This window comes from Streptomyces cyaneofuscatus (genome assembly GCF_042718795.1).
Lineage (GTDB): Bacteria > Actinomycetota > Actinomycetes > Streptomycetales > Streptomycetaceae > Streptomyces > Streptomyces cyaneofuscatus_A.
Genome location: NZ_JBHXOX010000001.1, coordinates 267,880 through 281,671 on the forward strand (window position 1 = coordinate 267,880; position 13,792 = coordinate 281,671).

The window sequence follows — 13,792 nt, forward strand, 5'->3', positions numbered from 1 at the left end:
TCCGGCCCGGCTCCCGCCACGTTCCACCGGTCTCCCAACACGGTCAGCCGGTCTCCCGACGCACCTCGGCCGGTCTCCCGGCGCGCCTCATGCCGTGACGGTCGCCGGGTCGCTGACTCCGGCGGCCCCCGTCTCCACATGGCCCGCGAACCGGCGGAGGAAGCCCGGTCCGGCGCCGGCGGTGACGGACACGTCGTACCAGCGCTTGCCCGCCCGCAGGTCGACCGTGCGGGAGACGGTGGCCCCCGGCCGTACGGTGACCGTCTGCTTGGCTCCCCCGTAGGCGTTGGCGATCGTCAGTACGGCGTTCTTGGCGCCGGAGTTGGTGAGCGTGAGGTCCAAGTTGCCGCTGGTGGCGTTGTGGCGGGCGGTGGCCTCGGGTCCGGCGGTAGCGCCCGGGCTCCGGAACGTACGCAGGAAGCCGTTCGGGCCGTGCACGGTGAGGTCGTGGCTGCCGCCGGAGTAGGCGGAGTTCCAGCGGTCGGTGAGGGTCCGGCCCGCGCCCGTGGTGTACGTCCAGGGGGCGTCGGTGCGGTTGGCGGAGGTGACGTAGAACTGCGCCCCGGCCGCCGTCCCCGGGCTGAACGTGAGGGCGATCTTCCCGCTGCCCGGTTCCACGGCCGCGTCGACGTAGGGCTCGTACGGGAGCGGCCGGGTGGGGCGGCTGCCCGGTTCCTGCGCGGGCATGGCGCCGACGGCCGGCGGGGTGGGCCGGTAGTCGGGGTGGCGCTCGCGGTCCGGGGGCTCGTACGCCGAGGTGTCCGGGAGGTCGTCGGGGGCGGGTTCGGTGCGGCCGAAGTCGAACGCGGAGGTGAGGTCGCCGCAGATCGCCCGCCGCCAGGGCGAGATGTTGGGCTCGTGCACGCCGAAGCGCTGCTCCATGAACCGTAGGACGGAGGTGTGGTCGAAGACCTCGGAGCAGACGTAGCCGCCGGTGCTCCACGGCGAGACGACGAGCATCGGGACACGCGGGCCGAGCCCGTAGGGACCCGCGCCGTACGAGGGCCCGCCCGGGTAGATCTCGGTGGTGGTGTCGGCCGTGGAGAGGCCCTGGTTCGCCGAGGCCGGCGGGTAGGGCGGGACGACATGGTCGAAGAAGCCGTCGTTCTCGTCGTACGTGATGAACAGGGCGGTCCTGCTCCAGACCTCGGGGTCGGAGGTGAGGGCGTCGAGGAGGCCCGCGATGTACCAGGCGCCGTAGTTGGACGGGAAGTTGGAGTGCTCGGTGAAGGCCTCGGGGGCGGCGACCCAGGAGATCTGCGGCAGCTTCCCGCTCTGCACGTCGGCCGCGATCGCGTCGAAGTAGCCGCCGCCGGCGGACACGTCGGTGCCCGTGCGCGCCTTGTCGTACAGCGGATCGCCGGGCTTGGCGTTGCGGTACTTGTTGAAGTACAGCAGCGAGTTGTCGCCGTAGTTGCCCCGGTAGGCGTCGTTGATCCAGCCCCAGTGTCCTGCCGCGTCCAGGCCGTCGCCGATGTCCTGGTAGATCTTCCAGGAGACCCCGGCCTCCTCCAGCCGTTCGGGGTACGTCCTCCAGCCGTAGCCCCGCTCCTCGTTGCCGAGCACCGGGCCGCCGCCCGAGCCGTCGTTGCCGGTGTAACCGGACCAGAGGTAGTAGCGGTTGGGGTCGGTGGCTCCGATGAAGGAGCAGTGGTAGGCGTCGCAGACGGTGAAGCGGTCGGCGAGCGCGTAGTGGAAGGGGATGTCCTCGCGGGTGAGGTAGGCCATGGTCGTGGGGGTCTTGGCCGGTACCCACCGGTCGTAGCGGCCCCCGTTGTACGCCCGTTGGCCGCCCGGCCAGTCGTGGTTGAGGCCCTGGAGGAACTGCATGCCCAGGTCGTCGGCGGTCGGGTGGAACGGCAACGTCACCTTGCCGGCGGCGTCCGCCTGGTGCCAGACGGACTTCCCGCTCGGCAGGGTCACGGGCCGCGGGTCGCCGAACCCGCGGACCCCCTTCATCGCCCCGAAGTAGTGATCGAAGGAACGATTCTCCTGCATCAGGACGACGATGTGCTCGACATCCTGGATCGTCCCGCTGGCCCGGTGGGCGGGGATGGCGGCGGCCCGGTCGATGCTGCCCGACAAGGCGCTGAATCCTGCGGTCGCACCGGCAATCTGGAGAAACCGGCGCCGATTCATCTCAGTCATGCGTGGGGGGCCTCTTGGAGTGGGGGAACAGAAGCGAACAGAATGCTCCAAGAGAACCGAACAGAAGGGAAGGGGTCGTGACGCACCGGTGAATGCGGGCGGTACGGCCCGCCAAGATGGAGTTCGGCCCGCCGAGGATGAGCGGGTCGCGCCCCCGACAGCCGGTCATGAGGCGTCAGGTGGGACGCCAAGACCTTTGACCTGCGCACCAGGTGCATTCAGCGGCCCTACTCGCGCCCGGCGCTCTCCGCTTTGCGCCGTACGTCACTGACAACCGCACGCCATTCCTGGGCGTGCTGGCCGTACCAGTACTTCTCACCGGCGGGGCGCCACTGCGCCAACTCGCCCAATCGGGGACCCATCACATCCAGGTCAGGGCGTCCGTACCCGCCACGCGTGCTGTCCAGTTGCTCAGCGATGTCGTGGAGCCGGTGCGACGCCCGGTAGTAGGACAGCTGAAGGTCGGTCAGCCTGCGCATCGCGTAACCGCCGCACTTGCTGCACCAGTCGAAGTCGTCCCGGGTCAACAGATCCGTAACTCTCAGCAAATCGTCATGGTGGACGACACCACGCTCCCGGGTATGTCGGCACAGCGGTGAGTGCCCTTTGCCCTGATAGCGCGGATCAGCGTTCGAGGCATAGACCTGGACGTCGGCGAGAGGGCCGAGCGGGATACCGCTGCCGCCGCGCCGGCGGTCCGCGGAGGGCTTCCGGAACGGCCGAAGATCCGGCAGGTCTCCCGCGAGCAGACCCTGCCAGACAGCGAGGGGCAGGCTGCGGGCGCCTCCGTCTCCGTCGCGGCCACCGTCGAGCGCCCGCAGGTCCGGCACGCCCCGCGCCATGGCCAGCAGGCGTAGATTCCGTTCTCTGTGGCGGTCCTCGTAGACCGTCCAGGCAGCCGTCCGGGCGCCGTCGGCGAGGCTCAGCTCCCAGCCGAAACGTGGGTCCTGCGGTTCACGGACTCGCTCGGGCCATATGCCCTCACCTGATGGGGGTCTCGGCCCGACCTCCTCGCACCACGGCTCGACCGCCTTGGCAGGCAGGTCGGAAACGCCGGCAAGGATCACGCCCTGCCACCCGTCGGCCAGACGCTTGTCGATGGTGGTGACCGGCAGAACCTCGACCCCACCATCGGGTGAGAACACGGCGTAGAACTCATCATCGTGAGGCAAGGCCGAGCGGAGCACCCGCAGGTGGTCCTGGGCCAGAGGGAGCCTGTCGAAGACGGGGCCGTCGTCGAAGATTCCTGGCTGAAGAGCACGCGGTCCACCGCTCGGGCCGGCCGCCGGGGACGCGTTGCCGTTCTCTGCCGCGGAATCTTCGACACCGACCAGGTCGCTGTCGGCGGCCAGCCGTGCCGCCACGGGGGCGGGGACGCGGAGCGTGACGATGCGGTCGGCCCAGTCCGCCTCGACGAAGCAGGTGACCAGGACCCCGATGGTCCACGCGTCCAGTTCCTCGACGAAGCCACCGTCACGCCGGTACACGGACTCGGCCCGGACGGGTGGCAGCCGGAGGGTCAGCAACTGCTCCGGACCGGACGCCGCACTCTCCGCCCCGGCGGCGGCCAAGGCCAGGCCTTCGGAATCGACGAACAAGGCCGCCTGAGCCCGCAGGGCCTCCAGGCGCTGCCGCTTCGCCGCGAACTTCGGCTCCGCCCACCCCTCCAGCCAAGGAAAATCGGCCGCGACGGTTGTGGCGAGATGAAGGCTCGTCGCAGCTCCGCGCCAGCGGGAGAACACAGCCTCACGCAGCCACTCGACTTCCTCTCGTGCCTCCTCGTCGTCCTCGTCGGCGTCTCCAGGAGGCGATAGCAGGAGTTGAGCGGCAGCACGCACCTCTTCATCAGGTGCGTCGTCCTCGTCAGGTGCCACGTGCGACTGCAACTGGTAGAGCAGTCCGAACCCGCACAGTGCGCGCAGAAAGATGCCGAGCCCCGTCGTCGGCCGTCCCCAACAACCCGACTCCGCGCAACGTACGCACATGCGTCTGACCACCGACGCGTCGAAGGGGACCTGCGTCACCACCACGTCTCGGGTCCGTAGCTGCGAGCAGCGGCCCGCGCCATGCAACTTCGCGTTCTTGCCCTTGGCCGAACGGACCCTGACAAGTGTCCCTTCGAACGGCCCGAGCGGGACATCGGCAGTCAAGGCATAGTCGTGCACGGAGCACCCCCGATCATCGTCTGTCTGCGAGCCTAGACGCCGCCACTGACAACTCCCCGACGGAGCTGCCCAGCACCTGCCCAACACCTGCCCGGACGTGCAATATCACGACGCGCCATGCTGGATCGCAGATACGATCCAGCCACCGAGGTGGCACGGTGCATGCCGTTCTCCGCCCGGCATACGGCCTCACCGAGGCCGGTCATCGCGGAAGCAGAGGAAACGAACGCCCTGTGAGCATGGCGCTCTCCGGCGGCCGGGTCCGGCCGCCTGCCCTTCGGCGCCGGAGCCCCCGACGCAGTCGCCTACCGGGTGATGTCCGCCGAACCCGACCTCGGCGGCCTCCCCGGGGAGCTGCGCACAACTGTGGGCGAGGCGCTCGCGAAAAGTCCTGAGGAGCGGATCACCGCCGACGCGGCGGCGCACCAGTGCGCCCGGCTCCTCTCCGCCCAGGCCACGCAGGTCCTCACGGCGGACACGGCGCCGGCACCGACCGAGGCCGGCACCGTCGTCGCGGCGTGGCAGGTGCCCGAGGTGGAGGACCCCGCCTGGCGGGTGCCGGCCGCGCCGGCCCGTAGACGCGCCCTTACCGTTCTTGTCGCCGCGGCGGTCATCGGAGCTGTCGTCGGAGGCGTGGCCGCCCTCGACACCGGCAACCGGGCAGACACGGGCACCGCGTCGAAAGGCGCGGACACCCCGCCCGCGGCCCCGTCGGGCGAACCCGCCCCGCACTCCGCCTCCGCCGTCCCCCGCGTCGGCGGATCCACAGCCCCGGCGGATCCGCGTTCCGTCAGAGTCCCCACGGACCCTCTGGCGGGCATTCCCCACCCCGCCTACACACGGGCCGACGACGACGCGCAGCCTGCCCCCGAGGAGTGGCGAGCCAGCACCCGCGCCGGTACGCCCCAGGAGCAGGAGACCGAGCGGGCGATCAGCCGCCGGATGGCGTCGATGCTGGCCACCAAGGACCTGGACTTCATGGAGCCCACGGTCACCTTCAACCTGCGTGCGCAGACGGTGATCGTGACCGGCGGGCCGGTCCCTCAGCTTCCCGACAAATACCAGGACGTGTTCCGGCGGGCCGGCGAGATGGCTGCTTGCGCAGCCCTGGCCCACCGGCTCCGGGACGCCCCCACCACCTGGCCCTACGGCCGGTTCTCCGTCCACTGGAAGGTGTCCGACGGCGATGCCGAGGCGCCGGCCATCGGATTCGGCCGGTCCACCGACGGCTGCTTCTCCGAGATCGCCGGCCAGTGGCACGCCGACGAGCCCGGCATGGCCACGGCGCGGATCCCCAGCAGCGACAGGGCGGAGATCCGGGTCGCCGACGCCGCGGTCAAAGCCGTCACCGCCACGTGGAACGCGGGCGCGGCCGGGATCAACGAGGTACCCATGAGCGCGAGGGACGGCATCAGCCTCGGCTTCGACCCCGTCGAGAACGCGGCTTACGTGTGGACCGACGACCCCGAAAGCCGCTTCGGAAACCATGCGGCGCAATCCAACCTCGCGGGTGCCGTGGAGAAGGCCGTACGCGGCCGGCTCATGGCGGAGTTCGCCGACAACAGGAACTGGCGCTACACCCGCTGGACGCTTGCCGTCCTCGACGCATCCGCCGGCGAAGGGCAGTTCATCCGCTCCGGGACCTGCACGCCTGGAGACGGAGCCGGGCGGTGACGCCTCTCGCCCGGCCCCGTCTCCGCCCGCTCAGCGCAGCGTCTTCAGCATCTCGGCGCCGAACGGCGTGATGTCCCCGGTCCGTCCGCGCAGGGTCTTGGCCGCCCACTCCGGGTCGGCGATCAGCGCGCGGCCGACCGCCACCAGGTCGAACTCGTCGCGCTCCATCCGGTCCAGTAGCTGGTCGATGCCGGTGACGCCCGAGTCGTTGCCCGCGAAGGCGTTGAAGAAGTCACCGTCGAGGCCGACCGAGCCGACCGTGACCGTCGGCCTGCCGCTGATCTTCCTCACCCAGCCGGCCAGGTTCAGGTCGGAGTCGTCGAACTCCGGGAGCCAGTAGCGGCGGGTGGAGGCGTGGAAGACGTCGACCCCCGCCTCGGCCAACGGCGTGAGCAGGGCGTCCAGTTCGGTGGGGGTCTGCGCGAGCTTGGCCTCGTAGGCGTTCATCTTCCACTGCGACATGCGGAAGAAGAGGGGGAAGGTGTCGGAGACCGCGGCCCGGCAGGCCTCGACGATCTCGGCCGCGAACCGCGTACGGGCGACGAGGTCGCCACCGTAGGCGTCGGTACGGCGGTTGCTCCCGGCCCACAGGAACTGGTCGATCAGGTAGCCGTGGGCTCCGTGGAGTTCGACGCCGTCGAAGCCGAGACGCTCTGCGGCGGCCGCCGCGTCGGCGAACGCGGCGATGACGTCGTCGAGGTCCTGCTGCGTCATGGCGCGCCCCTTGGGCTCACCGGTCAGGGATATGCCCGACGGACCCACCGGTTCGGCGTCCGCCACCGGGGGCGCGCCTTCGGTGCGGGTGACGCCCACGTGCCACAGCTGCGGGATGATCGCGCCGCCCGCTCCGTGTACGGAGTCCACGACACCGGCCCACCCCGCGAACGCGTCCTCGCCGTGGAAGCGCGGGACACGGTCACTGGTCCCGGCGGAGTCGTGGTCGATGTAGGTGCCCTCGGTAATGATCAAGCCCACCCCGCCGGCGGCCCGTCGGGCGTAGTAGTCCGCCACGTCCCGGCCGGGGACTCCGTCGGGGGAGAACTGCCGGGTCATGGGGGCCATGGCGATCCGGTTGGGCGCAGTGAGCCCGCGGACGGTGAAGGGGCGGGAGAGAGCCGCGGCCGCACGGCCGGATTCGAGGTCGGTCACATCAAGTCCTGTTCATCGGCTGAGAAGGGCACCACCCCACGCCAACGCCCCCGGTGGGGCGAGGGCATCCCGACCGCACCTATATGTGGCCCAGGTCTCCCCGCAGGCGCCGATCACCCACACGTGACCCTGCTCGCCCACACGTGACCGACTCGCCAGGACGAGACGGCCCTCGCCGGGCCGGTCACTCCCGCTCGCACCCGGCCTGGCCGGCGACGGCGTCGGTCAGGCCGGTCAGGGCGGTCAGGGCGGTCAGCAGGTCGACGTCCGGGCGGAGGTCGTCGCGGCCGGGCTTCTCCTTCGGCCCGAAGAAGTGCCCGACCTGGAACAGGGTCGGCCTGCCCGCGCAGGTCAGCAGGGCGGACCGGTCCTTGTCGTCGGCGCGGTGCCGCTCGACCAGGACGGGTTCCTGGGTGACGGTGAAGTGGACGAGGCTGTCGCTGCCGTCGTCGCCGGCGCCGATGGCGCAGCTCCACAGGCGGAAGTCGCCCCCGGTCACGGCCTGGGTGAATCCTGCGACGGCCGATGGCTTCAGCGGGGCGGGCTCCTCACCCCCGCGCAGGGACAGGGCGAGCGCGCCACCGCCCACGAGGACGGCGGCGGCCGCCGTGGCGGCGAGGATCTTCGTGCCGGGGGGGGGTGTTCATCGAGGGCTTCCGGCTGGTCGGGGGGCGGCGGCTTCCGCGGGGCCGTGGGCTTCCGTGGAGTCGTGGGTGAGGGCGCCCGGTTCCGGCTCCCAGGCCGCCGCGCACAGGGACTCGGCGACGGCGGCCGTGTAGCGGGCGGCGGCGAGCCAGTGGGCGGCGAAGCCGTCGGTGTCGGCGGGGAGGAGGCGGCCGAAGAGGTCGCGCTCGCGCCGGGCCGCCGAGGCGCGGAGGGCGGTGAGCAGGCCGGCTGCCGTGGGGAGGCCCGCGCGGCGCAGGCGGCGGGCCTCTGCCGTGACGTCGCCGAGCATGCCGAGGGAGGCCCGGCCCGCCGGGACGGTCTGTTCGACGCGGCGTTCCAGGAGGTGGAGGGGTGACTCCGTGCCGGGGCCGCCGGGATGGGCCGGAGCGGCGTGCACGGGGGCGCCCGGGTCGGGGAGGTCGGCGCGGCGCAGGCGGTCGAAGCCGAGGTCGACCGTTCCCTCCCCGGTGGGGTGCGAGCAGGCGAGCAGGGTGAGCCGGGGGTGTGGGGCGGGCACCAGGCGGCCGATGATCCGCAGCCGTGTCCCCGGCGCCGTGGCCAGGAGCATCAGGTTGTCGCGGTGGGCCAGCGCGGGGTCGTCGTCGGCGACGGTGAGGCGGACGGGGGCCCCTCCGTCGCACCGCGCGAGCAGGCACGTACCGGCCGACTCCCTGACCGCGCCCAGGAGTTCGACGTCCAGGAAGAGCAGGTCGCTGCCATCGCCGTCCGGTTCCGCGTAGCGGGAGACGGACCGCAGGGCGCGGGTGGCCTGTTCGGCGGGCGGGGTCTCCCAGAGGGCGGCGAGGGGCGGTTCCGTCCAGGCCACGCCCCGGGCGCTGACGGCCTTGACGCCCTTCCCGGCGCCCAGTCTGCCGTCCGGCGAGACCGTCGCCCCGGAGACCGCGAGGCCGGCCCGGCCCAGCTCGCGGTGGGTGAGGGCGGTGTCCCCGAGGCGCACGGTGCGGTCGGCCACGCCCAGGGCGCGTCCCACCCCGCCGGGTGCCACGTCGCCGACCGTGCAGAGCCGGCCGTCGGGGGTGGCGACCCAGGTGCGGGCGCCGCCGTGGCCGGAGTCGGTGACCACGGGTTCGGTGAACAGGCCGTACAGGCGCAGGGAGCCGTCCGGCCTGTACGGGCGGCGGGCACGGCCTCGTACGGCTGCCAGCTCGGCGCCGGAAGCCGTCCCCACGCGGTGCGCGGTGCCGAGGAGTTCGGCCAGGGCGGTGACGAGGTCGGCGGTGCGGTAGGAGGGGTCCCCGGCGCGGGCCGCACGGAGCAGGGTGACGATGGAGAGCGCGGCGGACGCGCCGCGCGGCAGGTGCCGGAGCCGGGCGGTGTGCGCGGCGCGCAGCAGGGCCGCCTGGGCGACGGCGCCGGCCCCGCCCACGCCCGCCTCCAGCACGGCGGCGCCGGCCGACCAGAGGGCGGCGGCCGCCTCGCGCTGGGCGGGGGTGGCCTCGTCAGGGGCGGGGGCTGAGGCGGGCGCCGGGGCGGGGGCGGTCGGCGGGGTGGCGTCGCCGGGCGGCGGGGTGAAGTCGGGGACCGTAGGGGCGGCCGGTTGTGCGGCGGGGTCGGGAACCGCGTCATGGGCAGATTCGGGGGCGGGTTCGAGGGCGGGTTTGAGGGCCGGGTCCGCCGCCGGGGCGGCGCATGCGGCGGCCGCGCGGTGGACGCAGGCGGGGGCGAGGAGGCAGCCGCAGGTGATGGCGTCCACCGTGGCCACCACGCCGCCCGGGGCGTGGAGGCGCAGTTCGGTGTCGTCGTCGACCGCGATCGTCACCGTGTCCCCGTCGCGGTGCGCGGGACGGCTGCCGAGCTTGGTGACCGCCGCGTCCAGCCGCTTGCGCAGCCGGGGCGAGAGGTCCTCCACCAGCGTGGCCGTGACCTCCGGCGCGACGGGTGGCAACGGGACGGCGGTCATGCGGTCTTCTCCCCTATCCAGCGGGCGAGTTCGAGTGGACTGAGGGCCGCCACGGGCATGCCGGCGGCCACGAGCTGCCCGGCGACGCCCGTCGAGTAGCGGGGCCGGCCGGCGTCGTCGAGGCTGGCGCACCCCAGTACCTGGCAGCCGGTGGCGACCAGGGCCCGGACCTCGGAGAGCAGTCCGCCGAGCGGAGCGCCCTCCTCGAAGTCGCTGATCACGACGACAAGCGTGCGGCTGGGCACGGTGATCAGGCTGCGCGCGTGCCGCAGCCCGGCGGCGATGTGCGTACCCCCGCCCACGCTCACCTCCAGAAGGAGGGAGAGGGGGTCGTGCACATGGCCGGTGAGGTCGACGACCTCTGTGGAGAAGGCCAGGAAGTGGGTGCTCAGGGTCGGCACCCCGGCCAGTACGGAGGCGGTCAGCGCGGACCAGATCGTCGACGCCTCCATGGACCCGGAGACGTCGGTGACCAGGATCAGACGCCAGTCGGCCGACCGGCGGGCGCGGCTGCGGAACACCGGCTTCTCCGGGACGACCCGGACCGTGCCGTCCTCCGTGCGGCGGGCGGTGGCCAGATTGGCGCGCAGCGTACGTGACAGGTCCAGCTGTCCCCCCGGGCGGCGGGTGGGCCGGGCCAGCATGGTGCCGGTGAGGGCCGGCCGCAGCCGGGTGGCCAACTGCCGGGTCAGTTCGTCGACCAGGCGGCGGACCAGCGGCCGGAGTGCCGCGAGGCGTGCCTCGGGGAGGCCGCCGGCGTAGCGCAGGACCGTGCGGAGCAGTTCCACGGAGGGGGTGGCGGCGGCCGGGTCGAGTTCGGTGAGGACGTCCTGCCGGCCGGTCGCCGCAGCGGCGGCGAGGACTTCCTCGCGGACGCCGGGGCCGAAGAGCGCGGCAAGTTCCTCGGACCACTCGCGGACGCCGGGGAACGACGCCTCGCGGCCGCCGCGACTCCCGCCAGGGGTGGGCAGGCCGCCGCGGGAGCCCTCCCCGCGCCCCGCGCCGTACAGCTCGTCCAGAGCGGTGGCCAGGCGGGCGGCCCCGGACTGCAGTTGGTCGGGACGCCGGCCGAGGACGAGCCGCCACCGGTCGGCGGGCGCGAGGGTCCGTACGGGGGCGGGTTCGGGGCCGGGGCCAGGGGTGGGGGTGGGTTTCGGGCCGGGTGCGATAGAAGGACCGGCCCCGGTGGCGTGGGGGTGCGCCGGGTCGGCGGAAGGCGGGGCGATGGTGGCGTGAGCCGCCGACAGAGGCGCAGTGGCGTGGGCCGAAGGCTGGGCCCCGGGGGCGGATGCCGTGAGCGAGACCCCGGTTTCAGGGGCCGAAGGCAGGGACCTGGCGGCGGGTGCCGAGAGCGGGTGCCGGTCCGTGTCCCCCGGCGGCGGGACAGGCAGGCCAAGGGCGGTCAGGAGGTCGCGGGCGGCGAGGTCGGCGACCGCGCGGCGTGCCAGCTCCGCCGGGTCGTCGGCGCCGGCGAGGTCCACCCGCTCGCCCAGGCGCTCCTCGACCGTGCCGAGCAGCCGGTCCCGGGCGGCCGGGCTCAGGGTGTCGAAGCCGCCGCGCAGGGCGGGCAGCCGGGTCAGGAACGCGGCGTCGTCCAGCTCGACGACCCGGTGCAGCAACGGGTCCAGGGCGGCAGCGCCGACGGTCAGGAGCGGGCCCGCCGCCGTCAGGACGCCGGTGAGGCGGGCGGTGAGGGCGGCCCGTGAGGGGCTGTCCACCGCCGCGTCCACCCAGGAGGCGACGCGCACCCCGAAGGTCTCGGCCTGCTCGTGGCCCGTGAGCACCCGGACGGCTCCGGCCGCCGCCGCGATCAGCGGGGTGCCGTCGGCGGCCAGCCGGGCGAGGGCGTCGGCGAGCCGGATGCCGCCCAGCCGGTCGGCGCGCTGCGCCAGTTCGAGCAGCGCCCGGGCGTCCTCGGGCTCCTCGGAACCGGTGAGGCCGTCGACCTGGCGCACCGCCGCCGAGGTCAGGAGTTCCGCCGCGTGCGCGATGCGGGTGGGGAGCGCGGCGAGGGCGTCCGGGGTGCCGGCGGACGACGGGTCACGGGGTACCGCCAGGCCGGGCAGGTGGCCCGCGGCGACCCGGTCCAGGAGGTCGAGCCCGGCGAGGAGTTCGGGGAGGGTCCCGCTCGCGGGGAGTACGGCCGCCAGCTCCGTCAGGCGCTCGTCGGCCAAAGCGGGGAGCCCGCACTCCGCGGCCTCCGTGAGACCGCGTACGGCCTGCGCGGCCGTCGGGCCGCCCTCCGCACGTTCGGTCGTGTGCCGTCCGCGCAGCACACCCTCGGCCGCCTGGGCGGGGGTGACGCCACGGGCTCCGGCCGCCGTGAGCATCGCGGCCGTGGCCGGGGTCCACCGCACCCGCCAGCGCGTGGTGAGCCCTTCCGAACCCGCCGCGCCGGTCACCCCCTGCTCCTGGGCGTAGGGGATGCCGCACACCGTCAGCCGGCGCAGCAGCAGTTCACGGCGCCCGTCGAGGGTGGAGCGGGCCGGGTCGAGGCGCAGGTCGCGCGGGGTCTTCTCGGCCGCGTCCGCCGGGCCGGGAAGAGACAGCGCCTCGGTCTCGGCTTCCACAGCGGGGCCGAGGCCGCTGCGCGGGGCGGCGGGCGTGGGTCGTCCGGTACGGGTGCCGACGAGGACGCTTTCGAGCGCGTACGCGACGGCGCGGCCCGTGCCGTAGGTCTCGCCCCGGCCGAGCACCGTCTGTACGGCTTCCAGGAGTTCGCCCCGGCCGGGGGCGGGCAGGTCGCGGAGCCGGGCCAGGTCTCCGGCGACCCGGACGACCTCCCGGCCGTCCGCCGGGCCGTAGGGATGGCCCTGTTCGCGCAGGGCGACGCAGACGCGGACCGCGGTGCGGACCAGCGCCTCGTGCAGGGCGGCCGGGTCCCCGGCGGCGTCCAGGACGGTGTGCTGCCACTCCGGGTCGCGGATGCCGGCGGGGTAGCCGGAGCGGGAGTCGAGCAGGGGGTAGGTGTACGGGATCAGGGAGACGGTGCAGGCCACCGCGGAACCCTCACCCGCACCGGCCTCGCGCGCGGGGGCCTTCGGTGCGCCCGCAGGCGCGCTGGGTACCTCCGGCGCCTCCGGCACATCGGGCGCGTCCGCCGCATCGGGCGCGTCCGGCGCAAGGGCCGTGGCCGCCCCGGTGGCGTACGGCAGCAGCGCCGGGGTGTGGAAGGCGCCCACCACCACGGCGGGCCGCCGCCCGTTCGCCAAGGCCTCGGCGATGTGCCCGCGCATGCACGCCTCGCGTACCAGGTCGGTGCCGTCCACGCCGCGCCGCGCCTCGGCCTCGTACCGCAGCGCCCAGCCGGTGAGCAGGGCGGCGCGGCGGAGCGCTCCGGGTGGGGAGCCGGGGGCGGGGGCCTCCACCAGGCGGTCCCACAGGTCGTCGCCGTCCCGGCCGGTGAGCCGCGACCTGAGGGCGGCGGACAGCCCGTGACCCTCCCCCGGTACGGATACGGGTACGGAGTCCACGCCCGGTACGGGTACGGGCGCGTCCGGACCTCCCCGCGCCCAGGCCCGGTCGGCGAGCGGGAGATCACAGGCCACGGCCGGGACACCGTTCCGGGCCGCCCAGCGCAGGGCGGCGAGTTCGGGCGAGAAGTCCGCGAACGGGTAGAAGGCGGGCTCCTGTCCGCCGCCCGCACCGGGGCCGTCGGCGAGTACGGCGGCCAGCGCCACCGGAGCCCGGGTCTCCTCGTGGGCGAGCCAGCCCAGCCAGGGCTGGAACTCGGCGGGCAGTTCGACGAGGAGGACGTCGGGGGCCGCCGCGTCCAGCAGGGCCGGGACGGCGGCCGCGAGGGAGGGCGCGTGGTGGCGCACCCCGATCAGGAACGGCAGCCCGGGCCCGTCCGCCGCGAGCGCCTCCACCGCGGCCTCCGGGGTGACGGGCCCGGCCTCCGGGCCCTGCGGCGGCAGCGCGGTCGGCGCCCCGGCGACCGGCCGCGTCGTCCCGGCGGCCTCCCGGCTCTCCTGGGTGGCCGCCCGCTTCTCGGCAGCACCCGCGCACGCTTCGGCGGCACCCGCCCGCATCGCAGCGGCACCCGCCCACGTCTCGGGGGTCGTCGACT

7 protein-coding genes are annotated in these 13,792 nt (G+C 74.1%); 1 reads left to right on the forward strand and 6 read right to left on the reverse strand.

The genetic code is table 11. The features are described from left to right. Positions 1-87: 87 nt before the first annotated feature. On the reverse strand, positions 88-2,148 hold the full coding sequence (locus ACFWRT_RS01195; protein ID WP_380948924.1) for a phosphocholine-specific phospholipase C: 2,061 nt from the start codon (positions 2,146-2,148) through the stop codon (positions 88-90). A 227-nt stretch (positions 2,149-2,375) separates the two neighbouring features. Beyond that, positions 2,376-4,313: a hypothetical protein gene (locus ACFWRT_RS01200; protein WP_380948925.1), complete on the reverse strand. Its 1,938-nt coding sequence runs from the start codon at positions 4,311-4,313 to the stop codon at positions 2,376-2,378. Between the two features lie 315 nt (positions 4,314-4,628). Here ACFWRT_RS01200 and ACFWRT_RS01205 point away from each other — a divergent pair, with 315 nt between their 5' ends. Further along, positions 4,629-5,987 (forward strand): serine/threonine-protein kinase, encoded by a 1,359-nt coding sequence (locus ACFWRT_RS01205; protein WP_380948926.1) that lies wholly within the window; start codon positions 4,629-4,631, stop codon positions 5,985-5,987. Between the two features lie 30 nt (positions 5,988-6,017). Here the strand turns inward: ACFWRT_RS01205 and ACFWRT_RS01210 are convergent, their stop codons facing one another. The 4 genes from ACFWRT_RS01210 to ACFWRT_RS01225 form a co-directional block, all read right to left on the reverse strand. Further along, positions 6,018-7,136 (reverse strand): NADH:flavin oxidoreductase, encoded by a 1,119-nt coding sequence (locus tag ACFWRT_RS01210; RefSeq protein WP_380948927.1) that lies wholly within the window; start codon positions 7,134-7,136, stop codon positions 6,018-6,020. Positions 7,137-7,320: 184 nt separating this feature from the next. Beyond that, on the reverse strand, positions 7,321-7,635 hold the full coding sequence (locus tag ACFWRT_RS01215) for a hypothetical protein (protein ID WP_380948928.1): 315 nt from the start codon (positions 7,633-7,635) through the stop codon (positions 7,321-7,323). A 144-nt stretch (positions 7,636-7,779) separates the two neighbouring features. Next, positions 7,780-9,723, reverse strand: a complete 1,944-nt coding sequence (locus ACFWRT_RS01220) for a hypothetical protein (RefSeq protein ID WP_380948929.1) — start codon at positions 9,721-9,723, stop codon at positions 7,780-7,782. Then, positions 9,720-13,754 (reverse strand): DUF5682 family protein, encoded by a 4,035-nt coding sequence (locus tag ACFWRT_RS01225; protein WP_380949012.1) that lies wholly within the window; start codon positions 13,752-13,754, stop codon positions 9,720-9,722. The genes ACFWRT_RS01220 and ACFWRT_RS01225 overlap by 4 nt, the downstream gene beginning before the upstream one ends. Positions 13,755-13,792 lie beyond the last annotated feature (38 nt).